General features: G+C 67.0%; 23 protein-coding genes and 1 pseudogene. 13 read left to right on the top strand and 11 right to left on the bottom strand.

The window, feature by feature from the left end:
* From FHR94_RS18515 to FHR94_RS18495, 5 genes are all read right to left on the bottom strand, one after another.
* The coding region (locus tag FHR94_RS18515) for an acyl-CoA dehydrogenase family protein (RefSeq protein ID WP_183328080.1) at positions 1 to 797 on the bottom strand (797 nt) is incomplete at its 3' end.
* Between the two features lie 133 nt (positions 798 to 930).
* On the bottom strand, positions 931 to 2,313 hold the full coding sequence (locus FHR94_RS18510) for a hypothetical protein (RefSeq protein WP_183328078.1): 1,383 nt from the start codon (positions 2,311 to 2,313) through the stop codon (positions 931 to 933).
* The gene (locus FHR94_RS18505; protein WP_183328076.1) at positions 2,310 to 2,741 is read right to left on the bottom strand and encodes a PaaI family thioesterase; all 432 of its coding nucleotides are present in this window, start codon (positions 2,739 to 2,741) and stop codon (positions 2,310 to 2,312) included. The genes FHR94_RS18510 and FHR94_RS18505 overlap by 4 nt, the downstream gene beginning before the upstream one ends.
* Entirely contained in the window at positions 2,738 to 4,339 is a 1,602-nt protein-coding gene (locus tag FHR94_RS18500; protein ID WP_183328074.1) for a class I adenylate-forming enzyme family protein, read from the bottom strand. Before FHR94_RS18500 ends, FHR94_RS18505 begins: the two co-directional genes overlap by 4 nt.
* Positions 4,339 to 5,490 carry an acyl-CoA dehydrogenase family protein gene (locus FHR94_RS18495; RefSeq protein WP_183328072.1) on the bottom strand — a complete coding sequence of 384 codons (1,152 nt, stop codon included), beginning with the start codon at positions 5,488 to 5,490 and terminating at the stop codon, positions 4,339 to 4,341. The genes FHR94_RS18500 and FHR94_RS18495 overlap by 1 nt, the downstream gene beginning before the upstream one ends.
* A gap of 186 nt (positions 5,491 to 5,676) precedes the next feature.
* On the opposite strand from FHR94_RS18495, the gene FHR94_RS18490 reads away from it, so the two are divergent.
* From FHR94_RS18490 to FHR94_RS18480, 3 genes are all read left to right on the top strand, one after another.
* Positions 5,677 to 7,218, top strand: a complete 1,542-nt coding sequence (locus FHR94_RS18490; RefSeq protein WP_183328070.1) for a 3-hydroxyacyl-CoA dehydrogenase — start codon at positions 5,677 to 5,679, stop codon at positions 7,216 to 7,218.
* Between the two features lie 51 nt (positions 7,219 to 7,269).
* Positions 7,270 to 8,475, top strand: coding sequence for a 3-oxoadipyl-CoA thiolase (locus tag FHR94_RS18485; protein ID WP_183328068.1), 1,206 nt, complete (start codon positions 7,270 to 7,272; stop codon positions 8,473 to 8,475).
* Between the two features lie 145 nt (positions 8,476 to 8,620).
* The gene (locus FHR94_RS18480; RefSeq protein ID WP_183328066.1) at positions 8,621 to 9,436 is read left to right on the top strand and encodes an IclR family transcriptional regulator; all 816 of its coding nucleotides are present in this window, start codon (positions 8,621 to 8,623) and stop codon (positions 9,434 to 9,436) included.
* A gap of 280 nt (positions 9,437 to 9,716) precedes the next feature.
* On the opposite strand, the gene FHR94_RS18475 is transcribed toward FHR94_RS18480, so the two are convergent.
* The gene (locus FHR94_RS18475; protein ID WP_183328064.1) at positions 9,717 to 9,902 is read right to left on the bottom strand and encodes a hypothetical protein; all 186 of its coding nucleotides are present in this window, start codon (positions 9,900 to 9,902) and stop codon (positions 9,717 to 9,719) included.
* A gap of 188 nt (positions 9,903 to 10,090) precedes the next feature.
* On the opposite strand from FHR94_RS18475, the gene FHR94_RS18470 reads away from it, so the two are divergent.
* Positions 10,091 to 11,029 (top strand): 2-dehydropantoate 2-reductase, encoded by a 939-nt coding sequence (locus tag FHR94_RS18470; protein ID WP_183328062.1) that lies wholly within the window; start codon positions 10,091 to 10,093, stop codon positions 11,027 to 11,029.
* 159 nt (positions 11,030 to 11,188) lie between these two features.
* Here the strand turns inward: FHR94_RS18470 and FHR94_RS18465 are convergent, their stop codons facing one another.
* From FHR94_RS18465 to FHR94_RS18455, 3 genes are all read right to left on the bottom strand, one after another.
* A complete protein-coding gene (locus FHR94_RS18465) occupies positions 11,189 to 11,920 on the bottom strand; it encodes a lipoyl protein ligase domain-containing protein (protein WP_246390061.1) in 732 nt (243 codons plus the stop codon).
* Between the two features lie 144 nt (positions 11,921 to 12,064).
* The gene (locus FHR94_RS18460) at positions 12,065 to 12,694 is read right to left on the bottom strand and encodes a carboxymuconolactone decarboxylase family protein (protein ID WP_183328060.1); all 630 of its coding nucleotides are present in this window, start codon (positions 12,692 to 12,694) and stop codon (positions 12,065 to 12,067) included.
* Positions 12,695 to 12,723: 29 nt separating this feature from the next.
* On the bottom strand, positions 12,724 to 14,190 hold the full coding sequence (locus FHR94_RS18455; RefSeq protein WP_183328058.1) for a pyridoxal-phosphate dependent enzyme: 1,467 nt from the start codon (positions 14,188 to 14,190) through the stop codon (positions 12,724 to 12,726).
* A gap of 180 nt (positions 14,191 to 14,370) precedes the next feature.
* Here FHR94_RS18455 and FHR94_RS18450 point away from each other — a divergent pair, with 180 nt between their 5' ends.
* From FHR94_RS18450 to FHR94_RS18435, 4 genes are all read left to right on the top strand, one after another.
* Entirely contained in the window at positions 14,371 to 16,674 is a 2,304-nt protein-coding gene (locus FHR94_RS18450; RefSeq protein ID WP_183328056.1) for an ATP-binding protein, read from the top strand.
* Positions 16,671 to 17,225 (top strand): nickel-binding protein, encoded by a 555-nt coding sequence (locus FHR94_RS18445; protein WP_183328053.1) that lies wholly within the window; start codon positions 16,671 to 16,673, stop codon positions 17,223 to 17,225. Before FHR94_RS18450 ends, FHR94_RS18445 begins: the two co-directional genes overlap by 4 nt.
* 107 nt (positions 17,226 to 17,332) lie before the next feature.
* Positions 17,333 to 17,893 carry an OsmC family protein gene (locus FHR94_RS18440; RefSeq protein ID WP_183328051.1) on the top strand — a complete coding sequence of 187 codons (561 nt, stop codon included), beginning with the start codon at positions 17,333 to 17,335 and terminating at the stop codon, positions 17,891 to 17,893.
* On the top strand, positions 17,890 to 19,206 hold the full coding sequence (locus FHR94_RS18435; RefSeq protein WP_183328049.1) for an NAD(P)-binding domain-containing protein: 1,317 nt from the start codon (positions 17,890 to 17,892) through the stop codon (positions 19,204 to 19,206). The genes FHR94_RS18440 and FHR94_RS18435 overlap by 4 nt, the downstream gene beginning before the upstream one ends.
* Positions 19,207 to 19,362: 156 nt before the next feature.
* On the opposite strand, the gene FHR94_RS18430 is transcribed toward FHR94_RS18435, so the two are convergent.
* Positions 19,363 to 20,742, bottom strand: coding sequence for a sialidase family protein (locus FHR94_RS18430; protein WP_221188542.1), 1,380 nt, complete (start codon positions 20,740 to 20,742; stop codon positions 19,363 to 19,365).
* Between the two features lie 358 nt (positions 20,743 to 21,100).
* Between FHR94_RS18430 and FHR94_RS18425 the strand changes: the two genes are divergently transcribed.
* Both FHR94_RS18425 and FHR94_RS20125 read left to right on the top strand, forming a co-directional pair.
* Positions 21,101 to 21,499, top strand: coding sequence for an NfeD family protein (locus FHR94_RS18425; protein ID WP_246390063.1), 399 nt, complete (start codon positions 21,101 to 21,103; stop codon positions 21,497 to 21,499).
* A gap of 29 nt (positions 21,500 to 21,528) precedes the next feature.
* Positions 21,529 to 21,960, top strand: a pseudogene (locus FHR94_RS20125) (CPBP family glutamic-type intramembrane protease); the annotation flags it as partial.
* On the opposite strand, the gene FHR94_RS18420 reads toward FHR94_RS20125, so the two are convergent.
* Positions 21,953 to 22,570, bottom strand: a complete 618-nt coding sequence (locus FHR94_RS18420; RefSeq protein ID WP_183328045.1) for a transposase — start codon at positions 22,568 to 22,570, stop codon at positions 21,953 to 21,955. The pseudogene FHR94_RS20125 and the gene FHR94_RS18420 overlap by 8 nt on opposite strands.
* Positions 22,571 to 22,760: 190 nt before the next feature.
* Between FHR94_RS18420 and amrS the strand changes: the two genes are divergently transcribed.
* From amrS to FHR94_RS18405, 3 genes are all read left to right on the top strand, one after another.
* On the top strand, positions 22,761 to 23,900 hold the full coding sequence (amrS, locus tag FHR94_RS18415; protein WP_183328043.1) for an AmmeMemoRadiSam system radical SAM enzyme: 1,140 nt from the start codon (positions 22,761 to 22,763) through the stop codon (positions 23,898 to 23,900).
* A gap of 213 nt (positions 23,901 to 24,113) precedes the next feature.
* Positions 24,114 to 25,694 (top strand): tetratricopeptide repeat protein, encoded by a 1,581-nt coding sequence (locus FHR94_RS18410; RefSeq protein WP_183328041.1) that lies wholly within the window; start codon positions 24,114 to 24,116, stop codon positions 25,692 to 25,694.
* A 168-nt stretch (positions 25,695 to 25,862) separates the two neighbouring features.
* On the top strand, positions 25,863 to 26,000 hold the full coding sequence (locus FHR94_RS18405; RefSeq protein ID WP_183328039.1) for a hypothetical protein: 138 nt from the start codon (positions 25,863 to 25,865) through the stop codon (positions 25,998 to 26,000).
* The last annotated feature ends 91 nt before the right edge of the window (positions 26,001 to 26,091 follow it).

Genomic DNA, 26,091 nt, shown 5'->3' with positions numbered 1-26,091 from the left:
CAGTCCTCGGCGGCCCCCAGCGCGCCCCAACTGATGCCGTAGCGGGCCGAATTGAGGCAGGTGAAGGGGCCCTTGAGGCCGCGTACCTCGGGGAACAGGTTCTCCTCGGGCACGAAGACGTCGTCCAGGACGATCTCGCCGGTGATCGAGGCGCGCAGCCCGACCTTGCCATGGATGACGGGGGCGGAGAGGCCCTCCCAGCCCTTCTCCAGCACGAAGCCGCGAATATCGCCCTCGTCGTCCTTGGCCCACACCACGAAGACATCGGCGATGGGGCTGTTGGTGATCCAGGTCTTGCTGCCGGTCAACCGATAGCCGCCCTCGACCTGGCGCGCCCGGGTCACCATGGAGCCGGGGTCGGAGCCGTGATTGGGCTCGGTGAGGCCGAAGCAGCCGATCCACTCGCCGCTGGCGAGCTTGGGCAGGTACTTCTGCTTGGTCGCCTCGGTGCCGAACTCGTTGATCGGCACCATCACCAGCGAGGACTGCACGCTCATCATCGAGCGGTAGCCGGAATCGACGCGCTCGACTTCGCGGGCGATCAGGCCGTAGCAGACGTAGTTGAGGCCGCTGCCGCCGTATTCCTCGGGGATGGTGGCACCCAGCAGGCCGGTCTCGCCCATCTCGCGGAAGATGGCCGGGTCGGTCTGCTCATGGCGAAAGGCTTCCAGCACGCGGGGCGCGAGCTTGTCGGCGGCGAACTGGGCGGCGCTCTGCTGCACCATGCGCTCTTCGTCGCTGAGCTGCTGATCGAGGAGCAGCGGGTCCTGCCAATGGAAAGCGGGCATCTGGGACATCGGGTTTTCCTCTACTTGCCGTGATGGCCTGTCCTGTCGTGACCAGCCATGTTGGTTTTGCTATGCAAAATCAGGTTTCATTTATTCCATGATGCTGCACGGCTCTGACACAGTCAAGCGGCAAATGCCATACTTAAAAGCGTGCTACCAGGAACCATGCCGCCAATAACGGCATGGCAAGACAGAGAAACAGGCCGTTCCAGCGATAACCGATCCGCAGCGACGATACGCCAGTGAACCTGGACAGAATGAGCATCGAGACGGTCATGGGTGATGACATGAGCGCCAGCGTCCATCCCACCAGCAGGGAGACCGCAAGAACGGGCGGCGTCAAGCCCTCGATACCCAGGGTAGGCAGAATGCCGACCAGCAGGGTGACGCTGACGATGGGATTGATGCCCACCTGAGCCAGCAGTGCCACCAGCAGCATGGCGACTACTGCCGTACCCGCCCCCAGCGATGACAGGAAGCCGACGCTGTCTGCCAGAGCGGTCCCATCCACCAATCCCACACAGAGATGCCCCAGGTAGCCTGCCGCCCCCAGCACCACAATCTCGTTAGATGCCGGCGACACCAGCCTGGGCAACCCGCGATGCAGGGCAACAGCGGCAGTCGGCATCCCCGCCATACCCTGGCGACGGAACTGCCAGCAGAGCCACAGGAAGGCCCCCAGGGGCGCCCCCAACAGCACGGCCGTAGGCAAATGCAGACCGCCCCCCCAGGCGAGAGAGAAGATCAATGCCACCAGCGAGAGCAGCAGCAGGGAGAAACGCGCCAAGGGCCGCAGCGAGGGAACCTCATGTTGCCTGTTCTGCTGCATCCGCGGGCCGGTCACCCGGTCGACGCCCCAGCCGACCAGGAACAGCACCAGCGCTGCGCCCAGGGCGTAGGGCGCCAGCTCGATCCAGCGCAGTCCCTCCAGGCTGGAGAGCACCACCGCCATGCCGATCCCCATGGGCGACACCAGCGGCGCCAGGGCAAAACCTCGCAGCAGCGCCAGCATCATGCGCCGCTGCCGGGCATGTTGTACCCACAGGCGACCCTGGGCCGCCGCCAGGGTATTGCTCTTCTCTATCATGGCGGCAAAGAGATTGAGCACGCCGATATTGAGGATGATGCCGAACAGCGCCGAGCCCAGTGACAGGATCGGATAACGCCGGCTGGGAGGCTGAAGCAGCATGGCGTGCCCACAGCGCTTCACCAGCTTCGACCGGTAGGCGGGTAGCCGAAGCAGGCCCAGCGCCACCAGGAAGGTCGCGAAGAAGGCGAAGCGTCCCGCCGCCTCGCGCAACAGCTCCAGCGGCGCGGTGTGTTGCCACAGCGCTATCAGGCTCAGCATGACCGCCACCCCCAACAGGGTGCGGGCCATGGTCGACAGCCCACGCAGGGTAAGCAGATAGCCCCCCAGGGCGACCATGGCCAACCACTGCGCCGGGAGGCTGTTGAACACCAGGTCTGCCAGGGTCGCCAGGGTCACGACCAGCAGCAGGGAAGCTCTTAGGCGATCCCGGCTCACTGGCCCTTTCCCTGCTCGGCCTCGCTGCCTCGACGCCGACGGAAGGTCCCTTCCCCCATCGCCACCAGCTTGCCTTCACTGTCGAAGACTTTACCGCTGGCCATGAAGGTACTGCGCCCTCCCCCTTCCAACCGACCGATAGCGCGCAGCGTATCTCCCTTGGCCGACGCCACGAAGGTGGTAGTGAGCGACAGTGTCATCGCCTTGCGCAGCTGATCCGGAGCCTCGCAGTGTAAGCCCGAAAAGCTCATCGCCACATCCAGCAAGGTGCAGAGGACGCCGCCATGCACGATCTCGCTGCGGTTGAGGTGACATGGCTCGACTCCCAGCTCGAGCGTCACCTGATCCGGCTCCCAGGCGACGACGCGAATTCCCAGAAAGTCCTGGAACCCCACCATCCGCCATGACAACGGCAAGGCATCACTCATGCCGGATCCTCCCCTTGCGCCATATCGCGAAGCCGCCCCTTGAGGATTTTGCCGCTGGCCGTCGCGGGTAGGCTGTCCATCAGCACGATCCGGGTGGGCCGCTTGTAGGGGGCCAGGCGTTCGGCAATGAACGCCCTGAGCGCCGCTTCATCCAGGGCCGCCCCCGGCTCACCCTGCACGAAGGCCACCACCTCTTCATTGCCCGCGACCTGGCGCCCCACCACGGCCGACAGCGTCACGTCGGGATGCTCGTTGATCACCGCCTCGACGTCCGGCGGGTAGATGTTGAAACCGGAGCGGATGATCAGCTCCTTGCTGCGCCCCACGATATACAGCTGGCCCTCCTCGTCGAACCTCGCGATGTCACCGGTATTGAGCCAGCCGTCTTCGGTGAGGCAGGCCCGCGTGGCCTCGGGCTGGCGGAAGTAGCCCTTCATCACATTGGGGCCGCGCACCCAGAGCTCGCCCACCTCGTCAGCGTCTCCGCTTGCTTCGCCGCTCGCCCCCAGCGGCTCGAGACGATACTCCAGCAGCGGCAGCACGCGTCCCACGGTATTGCTGGCATGGCGGTCGTCGATGCGGGTCTGACTGATGGTCGGGCTGGCCTCGGTCAGCCCATAGCCGTTGTGCAGGGTCAGGCCGAAGACCGCCTCGACCCGGCGCTTGATGTCGCTGTCCAGTGGCGAGCCCCCCGCGGAAATATAGATCAGCGCCGGCGCCTCTAGCCTCGCGTCCTCCCGCTTGAGGTGCTCGAGCATACGCGCATACATGGCCGGCACCCCCTGCAGCACGGTGATCCGCTCCCGCTTCAGGGCGTCGAGCAGCATCGCCGCATCGAAGCGCGGTACCGTATAGAGGCAGGCACCGTTGTAGAGCGACCCCATGCACACCGAGGAGAGGCCGAAGACATGGGACATAGGCAACACGCCGTAGACGCGCTGGCCTTCGCTTAGGTGACGCATGCCACCGGAGATCGAGGCGATATAGAGGATACCGCGGTGGCTCAGCATGACGCCCTTGGGCGTGCCGGTGGTGCCCGAGGTGTAGATCATCGCCGCCACCTGCTCGGCGCCACTGGCATGGACCGGTTCCGGCTCGCTGTCGGCCAGCGCCCCCAGGCGTAGCGCTCCCAGGGTAGGATGCCTCAGCGACTCGGCGCCGTGACGGTGACCGTGGGCCTCGGCGTCGCGTGACGCCTCGCTGGTATAGAAGATGCGCCGCGGCAGACAATTATCGCGGATCAAGTCGATCTCCCTGGCCGACAGCCGCGAGTTGACGATGGCCACCCAGGCATCGAGCTCACTGGCCGCCAGCAGCAGCACGACCAGGGCACGGCTGTTCTCGCCGACGGTCATCAGGCGATCGCCCGGGCGAATCCCCAGCGACGCCAGCCACTGCCGGGCCTGGTGAATCTCGCGGCCCAGGTCGGCATAGCTCCAGCGGACGTCACCATCAACCAGCGCCGCCTGGTCGGGAATGCGCCGAGCGTTGTCGAGCACCCGGGTACTCAGGCGCTCGGGCAGTTCTGCTACCAGCTCGCTGGCCAGGCGGCCGAAGATGCGTTCATCCGGCGCCTGGTGGGTCACGGACAGTGCCATCAGGACGCCTCCCGCACCATGTTGCGAGCGATCACCAGCTGCTGGATCTGGGTGGTGCCCTCGTAGATACGAAACAGGCGTACATCGCGGTAGAAGCGCTCGACGGCATACTCCGCCATATAGCCCGAGCCCCCATGGATCTGCACCGCCCGGTCGGCCACCCGGCCCACCATCTCGGCGCAGAACAGCTTGGCGCAGGAGGCCAGGGTCGAGACATCCTCACCGGCATCCTTGCGCCGCGCCGCATCCATCACCATGGTGCGGCCGGCATAGGCTTCGGTCTTGCTGTCGGCGAGCATGGCCTGGATCAGCTGATGCTCGGCCAGGGGCACGCCGAACTGCTTGCGCTCCATGGCATAGCTCAGGGACTCCTCTACCAGGCGCTCGGCGACACCGACGCAGACCGCCGAGATATGCAACCGGCCGCGGTCGAGGACCTTCATGGCGGTCTTGAAGCCCTGCCCCTCGCGGCCACCGATGATGTTCTCCGCCGGTACCCGGCAGTTGTCGAAGATGATGTCGCAGGTATGGGCGCCCTTCTGCCCCATCTTCCGGTCGGCCGGCCCACGCGTGAGCCCGGGCGTGTCGCCTTCGACGATGAAGGCCGAAATGCCGCCGGCCCCCTTCTTGTCGGGATCCGTTCGCGCCATCACGGTGAACAGGTCGGCTTCGGGACCATTGGTGATGAAGCGCTTGGTGCCGTTAAGCACATAGTGGTCGCCATCGCGTACCGCCGTGGTGCGCAGGCTGGCCGCATCGGAGCCGGCGTCGGGCTCGGTCAGGCAGAAGGCGCTAAGGAGCTCGCCGGTGGCCAGCTTTGGCACATAGCGCGCCTTCTGCTCGGGGGTGCCGTCGATCAGGATGCCCTGGGCGCCGATGCCGTTGTTGGTACCGAAGATGGAGCGGAAGGCCGGCGAGGTCTTGCCGATCGTCATGGCCACCAGCGCCTCCTCCTCCATGGTCAGGCCCAGGCCACCATACTCTTCCGGTATCGACAGGCCGAACACGCCCATCTCCTTCATCTCGGCCAGGATCTCGGGAGGTACGGCGTCCTCCTCGGCCAGGCGCGCCTCGTTGGGAATCAGGCGTTCACTCACGAAACGTGAAAGGGTATCGAGCAGCTGATCCAGCAGTTCCTGATCGCGAATCATGGGAGGGTCCTCATGGAATGGTGGCAGGGACGAACGCCAGGCCAGGCAGTATCGGGCCGGCAGGTTCCGAATAGCGGAACCATGGTTCGCATCATGTTCTTGCCAAGCAATCTGGCATAGCCTAGGATGGCAGTCAATAAACAAAACCAAGTTTCGCAATACGAAACTAAAGGAGAAAAGCACCGTATGCTCACTACGCCATCCCATCCCTTCCACACCCTAGGCATTGTCGGCACCGGCGCCATGGGCCGCGGCATCGCCCAGTTGGCCGCCCAGGCCGGCCTAGAGGTCAGCCTCCATGATGCCCGCACGGGCGCGGTGGATGAGGCCAGGGACTTCATCGCCGGCGTCTGGTCACGCGGGGTGGCGAAGGGACGCCTGAGCGAGGACGACCTGGCACGCTACCGGGCCCGGCTGCACGAGGCTACCGAACTGGCGGACCTGGCGGGCTGCGACATCGTGGTGGAGGCCATCGTCGAGAAGCTCGAGGCCAAGCAGGAACTCTTCACGCGCCTGGAAGGGATCCTGGATGACCAGGCCGTTCTCGCCACCAACACCTCGTCGCTGTCGGTGACGGCCATCGCCTCCGCCTGCCGGCTGCCGCAACGCGTGATCGGCTTCCATTTCTTCAACCCCGTGCCGCTGATGAAGATCGTCGAGGTCATTCCGGGCCTGCGGACCACATCAGAGGTTGTGGAACGGGTCGAGGCCCTGGGGCAGGCCATGGGCCACTTCACCGCCCGCGCCACCGATACGCCAGGCTTCCTGGTCAATCACGCCGGTCGCGCCTTCGGTACCGAGGCGTTGCGCCTGCTCGGCGAGGGGGTGGCCGACCCTACCACCATCGACCGCCTCCTGGTCGACCAGGGCGGGTTTCGCATGGGCCCTTTCAGCCTGCTCGACTTGACCGGTCTCGATGTCTCCCAAGCGGTGATGGAGTCCATCTATCACCAGTACTATGAAGAGGCGCGTTTCCGGCCGTCGCCCCTGACCCGGTCGCGCCTCGCCGCCGGTCTGCTGGGCCGCAAGAGCGGTGAGGGCTTCTATCGCTATGTCGATGGCCAGGCCCAGGTGCCCGATGAACCGACCGCGCCGAAGGTGGCGCCAACACCGGTCTGGATCAGCGGCGAAGACCCTCATGCCCGCCACGCGCTGGCCGCGGTGATCGAGGCCGCGGGCTGGAGACTCGACACGGGCGACACGCCCAGTGATGACGCGCTATGCCTGCTGACGCCCTATGGGGAAGACACCACCGACAGTGCCCTGCGCCAGCGACTCGACCCGGCGCGCTGCGTCGCCATCGACATGCTGGCAGGCCTCGACACGCGCCGCTGCCTGATGGTCAGCCCGGCAACCGAGGCCGAGAGGCGCGATGCGGCCCATGCGCTGTTCGCCCTGGACGGCACGCCGGTCAGCGTGATCAACGACAGTCACGGTTTCGTGTTGCAGCGCGTGGTGGCCGCCATCGTCAATGTCGGCGCCGATATCGCCCAGCAGGGCGTTGCCGACCCTGCCACCATCGATCGCGCCGTCGAACTGGGACTGGGCTACCCCATGGGACCGCTGAAACTGGGAGAGCACTATGGGGCCCGTCGCATCCTGACCATCTTGGAAAACCTGCAGGCGGCCAGCGGCGACCCACGCTATCGACCCAGCCCCTGGTTGCGTCGCCGCGCTCGCCTCGGCCTGCCCCTGACCCACTCCGGGACTCACTCGCGCCCCCTCTAGCCCGCCGGTCCCGACGCCTAACGAGATTCGATCCCCACTTTGGAGTTGACCATGCAAGACGCCTATCTCTACGACGGAATTCGCACCCCCTTCGGTCGCCACGGTGGCGCCCTGGCAGGGATTCGCCCGGATGACCTGCTGGGCCTGACACTGAAACACCTGGTCGAGCGTTCGTCATTCGACCCCGATAGTTACGAAGAGGTGTTGGCCGGGTGCACCAACCAGGCCGGGGAGGATTCACGCAACATCGCCCGCCACGCCGCGCTGCTGGCTGGGCTGCCACAAGAGGTCGCCGGCCAGACCGTCAACCGGCTATGCGGCAGCGGCCTGGCGGCCATCCTCGATGCCGCACGGGCGACCCGCAATGGTGAAGGTGAGCTGTTCCTGGCGGGCGGGGTGGAAAGCATGAGCCGTGCCCCCTACGTGCTGGGCAAGGCCGAGTCGGCCTATGCCCGCAACCAGCCCCTCTACGATACGGTGATCGGCTCGCGCTTCCCCAACCCCTGGATCGCCAAGGAGTACGGCAGTCACAGCATGCCGGAAACCGCGGATAACGTGGCCCATGACCTGGAGATCGGTCGCGAGGCCGCGGATGACTTTGCGGCTCGCTCCCAGGCACGCTACGCCCAGGCACTGGCGCAGGGCTTCTATCGCGATGAGCTGCTCGCGGTCGAGGTTTCCCAGGGCCGCAAGCAGCCTCCGCTGCGGGTGGACCAGGACGAGCACCCGCGTCCCGGTAGCGATGCGGCCAAGCTCGCTCGCCTGCCGGCGCTGTTCGAGAATGGCGTGGTCTCGGCAGGCAATGCCTCCGGACTCAACGACGGCGCCGCGGCGATGATCATCGGTAGCCTTTCGGTCGGGGAAAAAGCCGGTATGGCCCCGCGCGGCCGGCTCCTGTCCGGCGCCGTGGCCGGTGTGGCGCCCCGGGTGATGGGCCTGGGCCCCGTGCCGGCCAGTCAGAAGGCACTCGCACGGGCGGGACTCGGTCTGGAGCAGATGGACCTGATCGAGATCAACGAGGCCTTCGCGGTGCAGGTCCTGGGATGCGTCCAGCAGTTGGGGCTGTCTGCCGACGACAGTCGCCTGAATCCCAACGGTGGCGCGATTGCCATCGGACATCCCCTCGGTGCCTCCGGCGCCAGGCTCGCCCTGACCGCATTGCGGCAGTTGGAGGCCACCGGAGGACGCTATGCGCTGGTCACCATGTGCATCGGGGTCGGCCAGGGCATCGCCGCGGTCATCGAGCGCTGTGAATAATTAGCATCACCTCCAGCCACCCACCCGTCACGCTTGGGTGGGTGGCTGCCGCCGTCAGTTGACAGCTGCAGGCACGAAATATGCGATACTCTATTTCATTTTTCATTGCTATCATTTTCGGCCTGACTCGACTCACGGAGGGCGCATGAACAAACCGATACACCTAGAAGAAGGTCAGGACGTCACGGTCAAGGACCGTAACTTCGTCACCGCCCTCTCCCGTGGGCTGGAGCTGCTGCGCGCTTTCGGCGCGGGTTCAGAATACCTCGGCAATGCCGAGCTCTCCAGCCGTACCGGCATCCCTCGCCCGACCGTCTCGCGGCTGACCTATACCCTCAAGCAACTGGGCTATCTCGAGCACAACGAGCGCCTCGAGAAGTATCGCCTGGGGGCCGGCGTGCTGGCGCTGGGGTACCGCTACCTGGCCAGCATGGGCATTCGCGACATTGCCAGACCCCACCTGCAACGCCTGGCCGATGCCACCGATTGCGCTGTCGCCCTGGGCACGGCGGATCGTCTCTCGATGACCTATATCGAGGTTTGTCAGGCCCGGGGACCACTGGTGATGCGCCTGGAGACGGGCTCCCGCATCCCCATGGCCACCACCGCCATCGGCCGGGCCTGGCTGTGTGGGATTCCCGAGGAGCGACGCCACCACGTGATGGACGACATGCGCCGGCAAGACCCCGACAACTGGCCGGCGATCGAGCAGGCTATCCAGAAAGCCCTCGATGATTATGCCAACTACGGCTTCTGTCTCTCCGAGGGCGACTGGGAACGTGACATCAGTGCCGTCGCCACTCCGCTCGTCCTGGAGGAAGGCTCCGAAGTGATGGCGATCAACTGTGGAGGGTCGTCACTGAGATTGAGCCATCGCATCCTGGTGGAAAACCTCGGGCCCAGGCTCAAGGATGTCGTGGAACAGATCAAGCGCTCCCTGGAGCCCCCTCGCCTGGGGTAGGTCATTCTTGGCACACATCCACGCGTCTCTCGCCTACTCGAGCGGAGAGGGAGGCGGGGCGCTGACACTGCCAGGGGGACGGCTAGGTGGACGTAGGCTCCCTCTTCCAGGCAGGGGACCGCGCCACTGACCCCATGCCGATGATCCGCGCCACAGCACAGAGTGCCCCAGGACGCTGTGTGCCCGGGCGATCCCGCGCCAAGCCGCACTCAGGGGGCGGCATTATCGTGACGACCCCGCGCGACCGTGTAGGCACGCACCAGCAACACCAGGGCACCAATCAGCAGCAGCCAGTCGAGGGCGACTCCCAAGCGCCCCGTCCCGTAGTGACGCCTCGCGACGGTAGCCGGCCCGCCACCAGGGCGAGCGCCAGGGCGGCGAAATACAGGTGCCAGAGGATGGCCAGCGTACGCCACTGGTTGGCGATCGCATGCAGGCCCTCGAGAATCTGTTCCACCGTCGGCATCGTGTCACCCAGGCCTCAATCGCTGCGTTCTTCTTCCTAACGTAGCAAGCCAAGCACCCACGCAGCCGCGAGACCTCCCTTTGGCAGACATCCCCGGCTCCCAGGCGTCGTCGAGTCTCGACGCCTTCCCTCGTTCGACAGACAATGCACCATCGGCTCATTACTGAAGAGGATTCAAGGAGGCGCACATGCGTTTTGCCATCTACGGCACCGGCGGTGTCGGCGGCTACTTCGGCGGCCGCCTCGCCGAGGCCGGTGAGGACGTGACCTTCATCGCCCGTGACGACCATCTAGCGGCCATCCAGCGTGATGGCCTGCGGATCAACAGCATCTGTGGCGACTTCGCCGTGGTGCCGGCCCAGGCCACCGACGACCCGGCGACGGTCGGCGTGGTGGACTGCGTGATCGTCGCCGTGAAGGCCTGGCAGGTGGCCGAGGCAGCGGCCGCCATGGCCCCGCTGGTCGGCCCCGATACCCTGGTATTGCCATTGGAGAATGGCGTCGAGGCGGCCGACCATCTGGGCGAGGCACTGGGCGATGACCGCGTGCTCGGTGGGCTTTGCGGCATCCTCGCCTACCGCGAGGCCCCCGGGGTAATTCGCCACGCCGGCGTCGACCCCTTCGTGCGCTTCGGCGAACGCGACAACCGCCCAAGCGAGCGCACTCAACGCCTCAAGGCCGTCTTCGACGCGGCCCAGGGCGTGAGCGCCGAGATCCCCGATGATATCCATGTCGCCATCTGGAGCAAGTTCCTGTTCATCTGTGCCATGAGCGGCGTCGGCGCGGTAACACGGGCGCCGATCGGTGTCTCGCGTACCCTTCCCGAGAGTCGCCGCTTACTCGAGCAGGTGATGGAGGAAATCGTGGCGGTGGGTTGGGCTCGCGGTGTGGCCCTCCCCGACACAGCCGTCCGGCGCGCCATGAAATTCGTCGACTCACTGCCCGAGACCAGTACCGCCTCGATGCAACGCGACATCATGGCGGGCCTGCCCTCCGAGCTCGACAGCCAGAACGGCGCGGTGGTGCGCCTCGGCGAGGCCGCCGGGGTGGCGACACCGATCAATGCGGCCCTGCACGCCGCCCTGCTGCCTCAGGAACGGCGCGCACGGGGCGAGCTCGACTTTTGAGATCCCACCGGCCCGGGCAGCGACGTACTGTTGGCCAACTCATTACGAGCGCCCCTTTCCCGCCATGCCAAGCGGTTCATGGTCGGTGCCACCGCTGCCCCTCCTCTCCCGGCATGGCCGGCGGAGTAAATAGCCCACGACAACTGCCTGTCGGATGTCTCACACCGGCGCGACGTTTTCCCTTCTCACCAGTCGCGCCAGCAGTTCGGGAATCACGGTCTCGAGGTCCAGCTCGGGCAGCACCTGCCGCAGGGCGATATGGCTCGTCCCCTGGAAACGCTGGGGATCGTCGATGGCGGCCTGGAAGGCATTGACCACCTTAACCAGCGCCTCGGGGGTGTCGCCGACCTGCATGGCGCCATGCACCAGCAGCGCCATGTCACGACAGCCCCGCACCCGCCGCCAGCGCTGGGCGGTGCCGACCAGCTTGCGCCCCGCGATGCGCACGTTGAAGCGCCCGTCGCAGTAGGCGCCGGGCACCGCCCCCAGGTCGGCGGAATCCACGCCGAGAGCCTCGAGCCAGTCGCACCAGGGATCGCCCAGGCGGTGATAGCCCCACTCGAGATGCGCCGCCGAGCCGCCCACTCGGCAGCGCACCACCAGCGCCAGGTTGACCACCGCCTCGCTCTGGGGCACCGGGGTGCCGCCGGTGGCACGAAACAGGATTGGCCAGCCCGCCTCGATCAGCCGTGTCTTGGCCTCGGGGAAGCCTGCCAGGCGCTCGTGGCGGCGCGGCATCACCAGGGCACGGTCCTGGGGCGACCAGGCCAGCCAGCCGATCGACGCCTCGCCCTGGCAGATGGTGTCGAGCAGGGCCTCCTCGGCGACGAGGCCCTCCTCCACCGAGGGACGTTGCAGGGTCATGCATGAGAAGTCGAGCGGGCCGGCCATGGTCAGCTTCCTCTTCAAGAACGGGGCTCAGCGGGTCAGTTCGTGGTCGAAGGCATCGGACGCGAGGGTCTCGATGCGCTCCCCCAGTCTATCCAGAAATGCCGCCGCATGAAGCGTCTGGGCATCGTCCCGTCCAATCCGCAGTCAGCGCCCTGAGCGCGCCGGAACCTCATCCGAGATCCCCTCGCCCGCTGTTCGGGCGATCGGACGCCCCACGGTCAGCGACGCGACCAGATCGGCGGGCAGCTCGCGATAGGCGGCGTCTGCCTCGGCGCCCACGCCATCCAGGATCCGGGTGAAGAAGGCCCGGGCCGCCACCACGGCGACGAGATCGAAGATTTCGTCGTCAGCCAGTCCCTGGGCGCGGAGGCCATCGATATCCTCGGCGGTCACCGCCTGGGCCCGGCAGGCCACCTTGCCGGCGAAGGCCATCATGGCGCGCTCCGCCTCGCTCAGTGCCTCACCCTCCCCTGTCACCGCCTCGCGCGCGGCGTCCGGGCCCATCAACTCGCCGAGGGCCCGGACGTGGGCCAGGGCGCAGTAGGTATTGCCCAGGGCCCGGGCGGCGGCCAGGGTGACCAGTTCGAAGCGGCGCGGTTCGACGTGCCGACGGATGGTCGCCAGCAGGCTCGCCCAGGCAGTCATCACGTCCGGCCGGTGGCTGAACGCTCGGGCATAGTTGGGTAAATAGCCAAAATGCGCCTGCTGACGCCGATACATCGTCAGCACCTCGCCTTCAGCCCGTTCGGGATCGATCGTCACGATATAGCTCATAGCGCTGCTCCTGAGAGGGAAAGGAAGGACTAAGCCGAGACGCTGCGCGAATGGAGCCAACCGGGCAGCAACGTTTCCGGCTCGATCTCGGCGTTAGCATCACAGGACACGCCATAGGCGGCGAGCCGCTCGATCAGGCTGCCGTCGCCCCAGGCGTCGAACAGGTCGCTGCAGCCGCCCAGAGGCTCCCCGCCGATGAAGATCTGCGGCAGGGTGGGCGCGCCGGTGCGCCGGGCCAGCACCGGGCGCAGTCGCACCCCCAGGTCGTCGGCCTGGCAGGTCTGTCCATCGAGATCGACGCCGCGATAGTCGATGCCCAGGCGGGCGAACAGCTTGCGCGCCGACCAGCAGAACTCGCACCAGGCCAGGCCGAACATCACCACCGGGGCTTCGGCCAGGCAGGCGTCGACGAAGCGCTCGGCCTCGGGATCCGCGGCCGCCTCGACGGGGGCCTTCGCCGCCGGAACGGGCCGGTCGAAGCGATAGCCGGGTGTGGAGCGCGACAGGGTCAGCTCCGCCTCGTTCATCTCATCCTCGATGCCGTCGAACAGCGGCGTGGACTGATAGCGCTCGCCGGTGTCCGGCAGCATGCAGACGATATGGCTGCCGGGGGGCGAACGCCGCGCGACATCCAGGGCGGCGGCCAGGGTCGCGCCCCCGGAGATCCCGGCGAAGATGCCTTCCTGGCGCGCCAGTTCTCTCGCCAGATGCAGAGCCGCCTCGCCGGCTACCGGCACCACCTCGTCCACCAGCCCGGCCGTCACGGCCTGCTGGGTGAGCGGGGAAATGAAGTCCGGGCTCCAGCCCTGCATCAGGTGCGGCCGAAAGCGCGGGTGGCTCGCTCCCGCCGGCTGGTCCTCACCGCTGCCGAGCAACGGGGCGTTGTCCGGCTCGGCGACCACCACCCGGATAGCGGGGTCGGCCGCCTTGAGGGTGCCGGCCACCCCCTTGAGGGTGCCGCCGGTGCCGAAGCCGGTCACCCAGGCGTGCAGCGGCACGTCCTGGAAGTCGTCGAGGATCTCCTGGGCCGTGGTCCGACTGTGCACCTCGGCGTTGGCCTCGTTCTCGAACTGGCGGCACAGGAAGTAGCCGTGGGCCTCGGCCAGCTCGACCGCCTTGGCCAGCATGCCGCTGCCCTTCTCCGCGGCCGGGGTCAGCACCACCCGGGCGCCGAGGAAGCGCAGCAGCCGACGGCGCTCCAGGCTGAAATTCTCGGCCATGGTGACCACCAGCGGATAGCCCTTGCGGGCGCACACCATGGCCAGGCCGATGCCGGTATTGCCGCTGGTGGCCTCGATCACCGTCTGACCGGGGTGCAGCGCCCCACTGCGCTCGGCCTGCTCGATCACCGCCAGGGCCATGCGGTCCTTGACCGAGCCCATGGGATTGAAGGCCTCCAGCTTGACGTGGACGTTCACCCCGGCCGGCGCGAGCCGGGAGAGACGCACCGTGGGGGTATGGCCGATGGTGTCGAGAATGCTGTCGTGGCGTGCCATGGGGGTCACCTCAGAGTCAGGGGTTGATGGGCGAAGCATCGCCTCATGGCGAGGAAGCCAGCGTGGGAACCAGCGTGTTTTTTTGTGCCCCCCTTATTGCGGGTCACACGGGGGGCTTGGGCTTGCCGGGCTATACTGAAGACGTTACGACTGGCACGGGCCAGCCGCCCGAGACATGCCATGAACGCCTTGACCCTCAACCTGCTGGGCGACCTCGAGGTCCTGCAAGACGGCCGCCCCGTCGCGCTGCCGCCCTCGCGGAAGACTCGTGCCCTGCTGGCCTACCTCGCCCTCCATACTCGGCCGATCGGTCGCGACCATCTCTGCGAGCTGCTCTGGGAGTTCCCCGACGACCCGCGCGGCGCCCTGCGCTGGAGCCTCTCCAAACTGCGCCGCCTGGTGGACACGCCAGACCGCCCCCGCCTCAAGGCCGACCGGCTCTCGGTGGGCCTGGATCTGGAGGACCTGGACGTGGATGTGCTGCGGCTGCACCGGCTGGTCGAGCGAGAACTGGCGGATGCCGACCTGGCGACCGTGGAGGCCATCGCCGCCCGCTATCGCGGCCCCTTCCTGGAAGGCCTCGACCTGCCCAACCTGCATGACTTCCATAGCTGGTGCCTGGCCGAGCGGGAAGGTGCCATGCGCGCCCAGTCGCGGCTGCTGACGGCGCTGGTGGATCGACTCGGGGATGCCCCCGAGCACGCCCTGCCCCACGCCCAGGCCCTGGTCCGGCTCACGCCCTTCGACGAGGCGGCGCGGGCCCGTCTGGTGCGCTTGCTCCAGGCCCTGCACCGCCCCCGAGAGGCCGAGCAGCAGTACCGGCTTGGCCTGCGCCTGCTCAAGGAGGCGGGCCTGCCCGTCGCCGGGACGCTGCCGGCCGCCAGGCGACAGCCGGTCACGGTGCCGGTCACGGTGCCGGCCGCGGCGACGACGCTCTCCCCGCCGGCCGGGCCAGCCGAGGCCCTGGCAGAACTCGACCCGGACACCCGCGAGGTGCTGCAGTGGGCGTCGCTGCTCTGCCCGTGCCTGGACACGGGGGCCCTGGCCCGCCACAGCGGCCTGGAGAGCCGGCGCATCGGCCTCGCCCTGGAGACCGCGGAACGCTTGGGGCTGCTGGCGAGCGGCGAACACGGCCTGTGCTTCCCCGACGAGGAGCTGGTCGCCGCCCTCTACGACAGCATCTCTCCGGCGCGCCGCCAGATCATGCATCGCAGCATCGCCCACCAGCTGCTGGAGGCAACCGTCCACGACCTCGACGCCGCCGCCGAACTCACCCATCACGCCCAGCACAGCGGCGACCCGGCCCTGGCCGCCGACGCCCTGGTTACCGCCGGGCGACTCTGCCTGCGCTTTTTCGCCTATGACGAGGCCCTTCGCCTGGCCCGGCGCGGCCTAGCCCTGGCCGAGCAGCTCTCCGGTCTGGACCGCCTGCGACTGCTGCTCGACTTGCGCGCGGTGATGCTGGGCGCGGCCCCGCCGAAGGACTGGGAGGCGGCGGCCGAGGAGCTGGTGACGCTCGCCGAGCAGGCCCTGGAACACGGCGACCTCGCCCATGCCCGGCTCGGCTATCACCTGGCCAGCCACCTGCGCTGGGCACACGGCCAGTGGACCCACGCCCGCGAGGAGGCTCTGCAGTCGGAGCGTGTGACCCGCAGTGCCGACGACCCTGAACAGATCATCGCCATGGCCGAGACGGCCCGCTGCCTGGCCATGCTGGAACGCGACCTGGATCAGGCCCGAACCCTGCTGGCCAAGGCCGAACAGCGGGCCGGCCGACATCACCTGGCGCACCCCGCCTTGGCCCTGGCGCGGGGCCTGCTGGCTTGGCACGACGCGCGGGCGGCGGACGCGGAATCGGCCTTCCAGGAGGCGCGCACCCTGTGCAAGGCCGGAGGCGACCGCCTCGGCGAGTTCCAGGCCAACGAATATCTGATGATGATGGCAATGGAAAGGGGACGGCATGGCACGGCGGCGGAACGCTGCCGGACGCTGGTCGCCCTGGGCGAGCGGCTGCGCGGCGGCAGCGAGGCCCCCTTCGCCCACGCCGCCGAGGCCCTGTGCCGACTGGCCGAGGCGGATGATCCGCGACCACTCGCCGATGCCCTCCCGGCCCTGCGCGATGCCGACGCCAAGCTTCGCCTGGCCTGGGTGCTGAACCGGGCGGCGCTGCTGCACCTGGCCCGCCAGCGCCCCGCCGAGGCGGGCCTCGCCGCCGAGGAGGCGCTGGCCAATGCTCAGGCCCTCGAGCGCGACAGCGAACGGCTGCTGGCCCATGCCATCCTGGCCCGGGCGGGACATGCCCTGGGGGAGACCGCGAGCGCGGCCGAGCATGTCCAGGCCGCCGAGGAGGGGCAGATGGCGGCCGTCGCGGCCTGGGCTCGCCGGCAGGCGGGCGAGCTACTGACCGGGCTCGAGGCCTCGCGCATCGCGGCATCCGCGGCCGGGGACACCGAGCGCCCAGCCGACGGGAGGCAAGCGCCGTGATCGATGTGTTCCTCGAGCGGCGCTTCGCCGCCCCCTTGGTGCCGGAGGTCGTCAGCCGGGTGACCCTGGCCGCCCAGGACTGCCTCGACCTGCACCGCGTCACCTGGCAGGGCAGCCTGCTGGCTCGGGACGGTCGACGCATGGTCTGCCACTTCCAATCGCCTGACGCCGAGGGGGCACGGGTGGGCCTGCGCCAGGCCGGCGCCGACGTCAGCCAGCTATGGGCCGGCACCGTGCATGAGGCCCTCGGCCAGCCGGGGTCGGCGGGCAATGTGCTGGTGGAACGTGCCTTCAGCGACCCCATCGACCTGGCGACGATCCAGGCCATCGAGGACGCCGGCGCGACCTGCCTACAGAATCATCGCGTGCGTTTCCTGCGTACTTTCTTCTCCCTGGACCGGCGACGCATGCTGTGCCTCTACCAGGCGCCGGATGCCGAAGCGGTGCGCATCGCCCAGCGCCAGGCCGGCATGCCGGTGGAGGCGGTCTGGGCCTTCCATTGGGTGACGCCCCCCGCGTGCATATCGGACGCTTCCACGCCGGCCACGTGAAAAACCACGCCCTTTCCCACGCTGGGTCTCACGCCCTCCTCGCAGACTGATCTTCGAGCCGGACGACGCCCCGTCGCCGGCCTTGACCACAAGCGAGGATCACCCCCATGACCACCGCCATCCGTACCATCGATAACGGCGTCAACGTCACCGCCCTGCTGGGCGCCCGCGAGGCCCTGGCCCAGGCGCCCGAGGCCGCGCGCTTCACCTGGCGGGCGAGCTGTGACTGGAACCGGGGCACCCACAGCCACCACACCATCGAGGGCTTCCATGGCCTCGGCGAAGCGCAGTCCCATCGCCAGCGCTTCACCTTCGATACCGACCATCCGGAGGTCTTCGCCTCCGAGGACCATGGCCCCACCCCGGTGGAGTACGTGCTGGTCGGACTGGCGGGGTGCCTCACCGCGGGCATCGCCGCCGTGGCCCAGCACCGCGGCATCCAGCTGCATTCGGTGAAGGCCAGCGTCGAGGGCAGCATGGACATCCAGGGCATCCTGGGCATGGACAGCGAGGTGCGCAACGGCTTCGACGATGTGCGCGTGACCTTCGACATCGACGCCGACGCGAGCCGCGAGGAGATCGCCGCCCTGGTGGCCCAGTCCCAGAAGCGCTCCGCGGTGTTCGACCTGCTCACCAACCCCACCCAGGTCTCGGTGAGGCTGGCATGAGCCGGACGCCGAGCCGCCGCGCCCGCGCCGTGACCGCCGTGGTCATCGGCGCGGGCCACGCCGGGTTGGCCATGTCCCACCACCTGGCGGCCCGCGGCATCGACCATGTGATCCTGGAGCGCGGCGAGGTGGCCAACTCCTGGCGGCACGAACGGTGGGACTCGCTGCGCCTGCTCACCCCCAACTGGCAATGCCGTCTCCCCGGGCTTGGCTATGCGGGGCCCGACCCGAACGGCTTCATGACCATGCCCGAGCTGATCGCCTTCCTCGACGGCTACGCCCGAAGGACCACGGCGCCGATCCACACCCACACCCGCGTGCACTCGGTATACCCCGGGGACACCGGCTACCGGGTGATCACCGACCGGGACGAGTGGCATTGCCGCGCGGTGGTCCTGGCCAGCGGGGCCTGCAACCTGCCGCGGGTGCCGGCCCTGGCCACGGCGCTGCCGCCCGGCATCGCCAGCCTGACCCTGCACGACTATCGGCATCCCGATGCCCTGCCGGCGGGCGGCGTGCTAGTGGTGGGCGCCTCGGCGAGCGGCGTCCAGCTGGCCGACGAAATCCAGCGCAGCGGACGGCTCGTGACCCTGGCCGTGGGCGACCATGTCCGGATGCCGCGTCGCTATCGCGGGCGCGACATCCAGTGGTGGATGGAAGTGGCCGGCCTGCTCGACCAGCGGCTCGACGAGGTAGAGGACCTCGAGCGCGCCCGGCGCCTGCCCTCGCCCCAGCTGGTGGGCAGCCCCGAGCCGCGCACCCTGTCCCTGGGGACGCTGGCCGAGCAGGGCGTGCGCCTGGTCGGCCGCCTGGCCGGCCTGCGCGACGGCCACTTGCAGTTCTCGGGGTCACTGCACACTCACTGCGCCGCCGCCGACCTCAAGCTTGGCCGCCTGCTGGACACCTTCGACGACTGGGCGCGGACTCATGACCGGGATGCCACCCTCCCGCCGCCCGAGCGCTTCGCCCCCACGCCGGTGCCTGAGAAGCCCTGCCTGGGCCTCGACCTGGCCCGCGGCGAGATCAAGAGTGTCGTCTGGGCCACCGGCAACCGGCCCGACTACCGCTGGCTGCACCTGCCGGTGTTTGATCGCAAGGGACGGCTGCGACACCATGGGGGCGTGGTGGACGCCCCGGGGGTGTATGTCATGGGGCTGCCCTTCCTGCGGCGGCGCAAGTCGAGCTTCCTGCACGGCGCCGATGACGATGCCCGCGAACTCAGTGCCCACCTCGCTGCCTACTTGGTGGGGCCGTCGTCGGGCGAGACGAACCGCCTGGACGCGAGGACGTCCTTCGCCAGCGCCCTCGACTAAAGCGTTGTCCAAAATGTCGATCACACAAAGACTCGCCAGGACAACGAGGGTGGCAAGCTGCTCGCGCTGGACGTGGGCCTCCGCGCCCTCTGGCGTCAGATAACCCAGCCAGGCGAAGGAGCGATGGTCTCCGGCGCTCGAGCCAGGCGAATCCTGTCAGCGTGCGAGGTATCCACGAATCAACCGTACCCGACTCGTCTCGCCTGGCTGAAAGGTGCTGTTGACCACGGCAATGTCTCCAGCATCGTTCACGGCAAGCTTGCGCATCAACATCCCCTGCAGGCTGCCATTGAATCCCGGATCCGACACCCCGCTGTGTGGCACGATCTCCGGCGCTGCGAAGTGCTCGCCACTATCCGTGGAATGCGTCATGCCGAGCCCTTGGGACCGGCGGCCCAGACGGGGGAACAGCTCCCATAGCACATACAGGTCAGCGCCCGATACCGCCAGCGACGGAAAGCCGACACTGGCGAAACGCTGACCATGCTTGCTGGCAATGTTCTTTGGCGCGCGGAAGCGCTCGCCGGCGCGTGCCTGCGTGTAGCGAATATGCGCCTGTTGCCGGGGGCCCTCCGGACTTTCGGCGTACACCAGGTGCACGATCCCGTCGCCATCCACCGCGAGTTTCGGCGCGTCCGCATGGCCACCGCTCGCGGCCAGGGTACGAGGCGGATCGAACGACTCGCCCCGGCTGTCGGAAATCGTGTAGCGAATATCGGCCGCCGGATCCTCGCCGACGGTCCATGCCAGATGTACCCGTCCGTCGCCGTCCACGGCGATACTCGGCGCGCGAGCGGGGAGCTCGCCACTACCGGCGATGTGCTTTGGCATCGAGAAGGTGTGACCGCTATCGCGGGAACGGCTGATCCGCAGCCTGCCTTCATACTCCGTCCAGGCCGCCCAGAGCTCTCCGTCGGGCCCTTCCGCCAGATCCAGGCTGCCGTTGTCCCAGCGCCGAGTGGTCAGCCGTCCCTTGCCTGCGCCATTCTGCGTGTTGGAGAGATTGATCGGCGTGCTGAACGACTCGCCGCCGTCGTGCGAACGAGCGAATAGGATCTCGCCACCGTGAGTGCCACCAGAGAAGATAATCTCCTGCCACAGCACGTAAATGCTGTCCGGTTCGTCGGCGGCCATGACCAGGCGCGGGAGCCAAGAGAACGTATCGGCGCTGCGCGATATGTTGGTGGGAGCCTTGAGTTGCGGTTCTCCGTCGCGGTCGTAGCGCTGCAAGAACACGTTCTGCTGCGCCTGGTCGACCCAGACGACCGTTGCCATGCCGTCCTCACGCAACGCGACCGAAGCGTCGTCCACATAGCGGAAATCCGACTCGTTCATGCGCCAGGGGCCCATGTGAGCCTCGCCGGTGGCCACTTCCAGGACATCGTGCCAGACGATGTCGGTGCCTTGCCTGGGCTCGGCCACCGGCGACAGGATCACCAGCAGCAGCGCAGTGACAGCGCCGGCGATGGCCGGCGATATTTCCCGGTCACGCGAAGACGAAACCATCGCCCGGCGCGTGTTCTGGTACTCCTGCATCGTTCTTACCCGGCCCGGAGTCAATGACTATGAGGTTCACCCAAGTGTAGCAGTGGCGTGGCCCGGCCGATGAAGGACAGGCTTCCACACTTCGTTCCGGCATGGCTCGCCCCTGAACCGAAACGTGGGACAGCCCGTCGTCGATTTCGAAGCAAAGCGTCGCTTCCACAACATGTTGCCGACACCTTCATTCGCATCATATTGAAAATATTATACTTAATTAGCAAAATTTTTATGGGGTTATGGCCGATATTGTGCGCTCGTTGATTGACTCGAACGCCCAGGCACGATAAGCCAATTAGAGTCCGCGCAGTCCAGTCACTGCTTCAGTGTCACCATGCCGGAGTGGCACGTGCCAATGCAGTACCTCCTGAACATCGTCCTATTCGTCGTTGTGCTCGGCGCGGCCGCCGCGCTGGTACTCTCAGAAGTCCCTGCGTTGCAGGTGGGCGGCGTGATTCTCTTGCCAGCGTTCCTGCTCCTCTGCTACGCGGCGGACTGGTTCGCCGCCTGGAGCAATGAGCGGCATGTGGAACAGCGACCGGACCTGCTCAAGAACGACGCGATCGGAAAGCGAGTCAGAGCTCGGGGCCGCTTCGAGCGTCGGGACGGCATAGCGATGGGATCGGTAACGCTCAACGGCGAGCAATGGAAGGCGTATTGTCCCGATCATGTACCGGAGGATGGCGAGCTTTTGACGGTGCAGCGCCGGGAGGGGCTCACTCTATACGTTCAGTCGCAAGACAGAGATGCCTGACCGCCTCATTGTTCGCCAAGGTTGTGTGAATGAAATCAGGCATTTCGATAATGAAATATTATCTCCAGAGCAATCTGGTAAAAAGCTTCCAACAATCTCCGCTGCGAGCACCGCTCAAGGCTTGGGCACTGGTCCCCTTCCACGCAGTGATCTCGTTGACGGTTGGCTTCAGCACAGGATTACTCCATTTCGAACTCATTTCGGAAGAACTGGTGCTTCTGTTGCCATTCACACTGCTCATCTTTCCGTCGCTGCTAGAAGAGGCAGTCTTTCGAGGGGTTCTCATTCCGAGAGAGACCATGGCGCGTGGTCGAGGGAAAATCATCGTGGCCATCACTTGGAGCACATTGTTATTTGTCCTTTGGCACCCTCTCAATGCCCTCCTGTTCAATCACTCGGCCATACCACTCTTCCTTGATCCAGCCTTTTTATTGATTGTCGCAGTTCTTAGCGTCACCTGCGGTTACGGTTATGTGGTCTCAAAATCCATATGGGTACCCGTATTAATTCATTGGGCCACGGTGGCTGTTTGGGTCCTTTTCCTGGGTGGACGAAACCTGATTTTGGAGCTATAAAAAGCCCGGGAATCGCGGTCTCGAGGTCCAGCTCGGGCAGCACCTGCCGCAGGGCGATATGGCTCGCGCCATGGAAACGCTGGGGGTCGTCGATGGCGGCCTGGAAGGCGTTGACCACTTCGACCAGCGCCTCGGGCGTGTCGCGGACCTGCATCGCCCCGTGGACCAGCAGCGCCATGTCGCGACAGCCCCGCACCCGCCGCCAGCGCTGGATCTGCTCGGGGTAGAGGCCGCGCTGCCGGCAGTACTCGGCACGCTCGGCTTCACTGAGGGCCGCCGTCTCGAGCACGGCATGGAACTTGTCCTGCGAGCTCCAGCCCTCGGGATCATCGCTCTGGTCAGGCAGGAGACGGCCCACTTGTCGAGCCTTCTTGCGCCAGTTGTACAGCGTCGCAGCGGAGATGCCTTCTTCCTGGGCCACCTCCGCCACCGTGCGGTTATGCGGCGGGAGCAGCTTCTTGAGGATGGCTTCTCGGCGCTCGTCGGAGTACTGCATCGGAACCTCGTCATGCGCCACGTGGACAGACCCCACGTAGGGGGATAAGCATCAGCGCCTCCACCAGGATCCAGGCTCGGGGCCTGCCGGAGGCACTCGCAGGCTCGTTTATTCGGCCTGACGGCGCCATCGTGCCACGAGCCGGAACGACACCAGGATCGGGCGGTCTGAAGGGATCGAGGAACCCGATATGACCAACGATCTCGGCAGCAGTGTTCACCCTACCCGCCACTGGCACCGGCTGGACGACGGCCGTGTGCAATGTGACGTCTGCCCGCGTGCCTGCAAACTGCGCGAGGGGCAGCGCGGACTCTGCTTCGTACGCGCCCGCCAGGACGATCGGGTGGTACTCACCAGCTACGGGCGCTCCAGCGGCTTCTGCCTCGACCCCATCGAGAAGAAGCCGCTTAACCACTTCCTGCCCGGCACTTCCGTGCTCTCCTTCGGCACCGCCGGCTGCAACCTGGCATGCAAGTTCTGCCAGAATTGGGACATGAGCAAGTCCCGGGAGATGGACACCCTGGCCGACGCCGCCAGCCCCGGGACCCTGGCCGAGGCAGCCGCCTCGATGGGCGCCCACAGCGTCGCCTACACCTACAACGACCCGGTGATCTTCATGGAGTACGCCATGGACGTGGCGGATGCCTGCCGCGAGCGCGGCGTGCACTCGGTGGCGGTCACCGCGGGCTACATCTGCGACGCCCCGCGCCGCGAGTTCTTTGCCCACATGGACGCCGCCAACGTCGACCTCAAGGCCTTCACCGAGGGCTTCTACCGCAAGATCTGCGGCGGCCAGCTGGGCGCGGTGCTCGACACCCTGCTCTACCTGCATCACGAGACCGACGTCTGGCTGGAGATCACCACCCTGCTGATTCCCGGCGAGAACGACTCGTCACCAGAGATCGAGGCGCTGAGCCGCTGGGTGGTGGAGCACCTCGGCCCCGACGTGCCGCTGCACTTCACCGCCTTCCACCCCGACTGGAAGATGCGCGACACGCCGCCCACCCCGCCCGCGACCCTGAGCCGGGCACGGGAAATCGCCCTGACCAACGGCGTGCGCCACGCCTTCACCGGCAACGTGCACGACCCGGCCGGCAGCAGCACCTACTGCCACGGCTGCGGGGAATTGCTGATCGAGCGCGACTGGTACGTCCTCTCGACCTGGAACCTGACCGACGACGGCCACTGTCGGCACTGTGGCACCGCCTGCGCCGGCGTCTTCGCCGGCCCGCCCGGGCAGTGGGGCCGGCGCCGCCAGCCGGTGCGCCTGGCCGAGGCAGTGCCTGAGGCGGCTCCCGCCACCGCATCGACAAGGATCAGGGACTTGTAGAGGCCTTAATAAATGGGCGTGCCGGTGGACTCGTCAGGCAACACGAGCACGCTGACGCTGCTGACAGGAACGCTTGTCGCCATGTTTTCCGCCTCGCTGACCAAAATGGACCTTTTCTGACCAGTTTGGCCCTGGCAAGAGCGGCATGTCAGGCAGATAGTGGACCTCGACACCACGAGACCGCTGGCTACCCCACCCTACTGGGAGGTCACCATGAAAGCCGTCATCTGCACAACCGCCTGGGCACTGGCCGTCGCCAGCCTGGGATGGATTACCCCCGCCCACAGCGCTGAGATGCCGCTCTTCGACAACCTGGGGGATTATGGCCGCACCATCACCACGGACGCCAAAAAGGCCCAGGCCTACTTCAATCAGGGGCTGCGACTCGCCTATGGTTTCGCTCGGCCGGAAGCGATCCGCTCCTTCCAGGCTGCACAGCAGCACGACCCCGGCTGCGCCCTCTGTGTCTGGGGGGAAGCCTGGGCACTGGGCCCCTATCAGAACAATCCCGGCGGCGTCGGCGATCCGCAAGACGCCTACGCAGCCGCCCAACGAGCCCTGGAACTCGCCGACAATGCCGCGCCTTGGGAACAGGCGCTGATCGAAGCCATGGCCGTGCGCTACCCGCCTCCCGGCAACGACGCCCCGCAGCCGGCGACCCGCCGCTACGCCGAGGCCATGGAAGAGGCTGTGACGGCCCATCCCGACGACCTTGATGTACGCACCCTCTATGCCGAATCGCTGATGCTGTTCCGCCCCTGGAACCTCTACCAGGCAGACGGTGAACCCTACCCGGAGACGCAAACGGTGATCGAGGAGCTGGAGATCGTGCTGGACGCCGATCTGGGCCATGGCGGCGCCTGCCACCTCTATATCCACACCGTGGAAGCCTATGAGCCGATCCGGGCCGAGGCCTGTGCCGACCGACTGGCCGACGCCATTCCAGGGGTCAGCCACGTTCAGCACATGCCCTCGCACATCTACATGAACATCGGCCGCTACGGCGACAGCGTCCGCGCGAACCAGCAGGCACGCATGAGGGACCAGGCGGCCCGCCACGACGCGGCCGTGAGCACCTATGCGCCCCACAATACCCTGATGCTGGTCTATTCAGCCTGGATGGACGGGCAGAGCGGCGTCGCCCTCTCGGCCGCTCGGGATATCGGTCGCGAACGCGCGGAAGATATCTTCCACCACAGCCTGCAGCTCGCCCGCTTCGGCCGCTGGGACGAACTGCTGAACCAGGACGGTGAGCCGGACGCGGCCTTCCAGGCCGCCATGTGGCACTTCGCGAAGGGGCTGGCGCAGTTGCGCACCGGTGATGCCGAAGCGGCCCGGGAGACCCTGGCGCGGATCCGCGCCACTCGAGAGGCGACTCCGGACGATGCCACCTATCACTTCTTCCGGCATGCGCAGCACGACCTGCTGGGGATTGCGGCGGGCATTCTGGCCGGCGAAATCGCCGCCGAGGCGGGGCGCCTCGATGAGGCGCGTGAACAGCTGCAGGCAGCCATCGCCCTGGAGGATGGTCTTGGCTACTCCGAGCCCGAACCCTGGCCCATACCGGCCCGCCACGTGCTGGGCGCGGTGCTGCTGGAAGCCGGGCAGGCCGAGGAAGCAGAAGCGGTCTACCGTGACGCCTTGGCAGTGCATCCCGACAATGGCTGGTCGCTCAAGGGGCTCGAGCAGAGCCTCGCCGCCCAGGGAAGGGATACCGAGGCGGCCGAGGCCGGTGAGGCGTTCGAACGGGCCTGGGCGAGGGCCGATGTCTGGTTGCCAGGCTCCCGCTTCTGAGACTTGCGACAGGCACGACACCGCTCAGCCGCGGGCCCGCCTGACGGGCCCGGGTCCTGAAATCACGCCCAATGCCGGCCTTCGCCGAACCACCTACCCTTCTCCTATCACATCCGTGCTGTCTCCACGTGCGGATGAGTCCTATCCGGAAAGCGGGAGGGGATCGCCATGCCCATGCCGATCGTCTACATCGACACGTCCACGATTCGCGAGGGCAAACACGAGACCCTCAAAGCAGCCGTCAACTACCTCTCCCTGAAGGGAGAGGCTTGTAACGCAAGCCAGGTTGACCAGGGAAAGCAGTAAACAACCCGCTACGTTGGCAATAGGTCGCCAAGACCCACCCCACCGTGCTTCCTCAGCGGTGGGCTCTGGAAGGTCAGAGTCATGCTGGTGA

This window comes from Halomonas cerina, assembly GCF_014192215.1.
GTDB lineage: Bacteria > Pseudomonadota > Gammaproteobacteria > Pseudomonadales > Halomonadaceae > Halomonas > Halomonas cerina.
Note: the sequence above shows the minus strand (reverse complement) of the source record. Positions and strands in the feature narration are given on the sequence as shown.

What these genes read in the sequence shown, in the direction of transcription:
- FHR94_RS18505 (WP_183328076.1), bottom strand. Translation starts at nt 2,741, where the DNA reads ATGAGTGATGCCTTGCCGTTGTCATGGCGGATGGTGGGGTTCCAGGAC.
- FHR94_RS18500 (WP_183328074.1), bottom strand. Translation starts at nt 4,339, where the DNA reads ATGGCACTGTCCGTGACCCACCAGGCGCCGGATGAACGCATCTTCGGC.
- FHR94_RS18495 (WP_183328072.1), bottom strand. Translation starts at nt 5,490, where the DNA reads ATGATTCGCGATCAGGAACTGCTGGATCAGCTGCTCGATACCCTTTCA.
- FHR94_RS18490 (WP_183328070.1), top strand. Translation starts at nt 5,677, where the DNA reads ATGCTCACTACGCCATCCCATCCCTTCCACACCCTAGGCATTGTCGGC.
- FHR94_RS18485 (WP_183328068.1), top strand. Translation starts at nt 7,270, where the DNA reads ATGCAAGACGCCTATCTCTACGACGGAATTCGCACCCCCTTCGGTCGC.
- FHR94_RS18480 (WP_183328066.1), top strand. Translation starts at nt 8,621, where the DNA reads ATGAACAAACCGATACACCTAGAAGAAGGTCAGGACGTCACGGTCAAG.
- FHR94_RS18475 (WP_183328064.1), bottom strand. Translation starts at nt 9,902, where the DNA reads ATGCCGACGGTGGAACAGATTCTCGAGGGCCTGCATGCGATCGCCAAC.
- FHR94_RS18470 (WP_183328062.1), top strand. Translation starts at nt 10,091, where the DNA reads ATGCGTTTTGCCATCTACGGCACCGGCGGTGTCGGCGGCTACTTCGGC.
- FHR94_RS18465 (WP_246390061.1), bottom strand. Translation starts at nt 11,920, where the DNA reads ATGGCCGGCCCGCTCGACTTCTCATGCATGACCCTGCAACGTCCCTCG.
- FHR94_RS18460 (WP_183328060.1), bottom strand. Translation starts at nt 12,694, where the DNA reads ATGAGCTATATCGTGACGATCGATCCCGAACGGGCTGAAGGCGAGGTG.
- FHR94_RS18455 (WP_183328058.1), bottom strand. Translation starts at nt 14,190, where the DNA reads ATGGCACGCCACGACAGCATTCTCGACACCATCGGCCATACCCCCACG.
- FHR94_RS18450 (WP_183328056.1), top strand. Translation starts at nt 14,371, where the DNA reads ATGAACGCCTTGACCCTCAACCTGCTGGGCGACCTCGAGGTCCTGCAA.
- FHR94_RS18440 (WP_183328051.1), top strand. Translation starts at nt 17,333, where the DNA reads ATGACCACCGCCATCCGTACCATCGATAACGGCGTCAACGTCACCGCC.
- FHR94_RS18435 (WP_183328049.1), top strand. Translation starts at nt 17,890, where the DNA reads ATGAGCCGGACGCCGAGCCGCCGCGCCCGCGCCGTGACCGCCGTGGTC.
- FHR94_RS18430 (WP_221188542.1), bottom strand. Translation starts at nt 20,742, where the DNA reads ATGCAGGAGTACCAGAACACGCGCCGGGCGATGGTTTCGTCTTCGCGT.
- FHR94_RS18425 (WP_246390063.1), top strand. Translation starts at nt 21,101, where the DNA reads ATGCAGTACCTCCTGAACATCGTCCTATTCGTCGTTGTGCTCGGCGCG.
- FHR94_RS18420 (WP_183328045.1), bottom strand. Translation starts at nt 22,570, where the DNA reads ATGCAGTACTCCGACGAGCGCCGAGAAGCCATCCTCAAGAAGCTGCTC.
- amrS (WP_183328043.1), top strand. Translation starts at nt 22,761, where the DNA reads ATGACCAACGATCTCGGCAGCAGTGTTCACCCTACCCGCCACTGGCAC.
- FHR94_RS18410 (WP_183328041.1), top strand. Translation starts at nt 24,114, where the DNA reads ATGAAAGCCGTCATCTGCACAACCGCCTGGGCACTGGCCGTCGCCAGC.
- FHR94_RS18405 (WP_183328039.1), top strand. Translation starts at nt 25,863, where the DNA reads ATGCCCATGCCGATCGTCTACATCGACACGTCCACGATTCGCGAGGGC.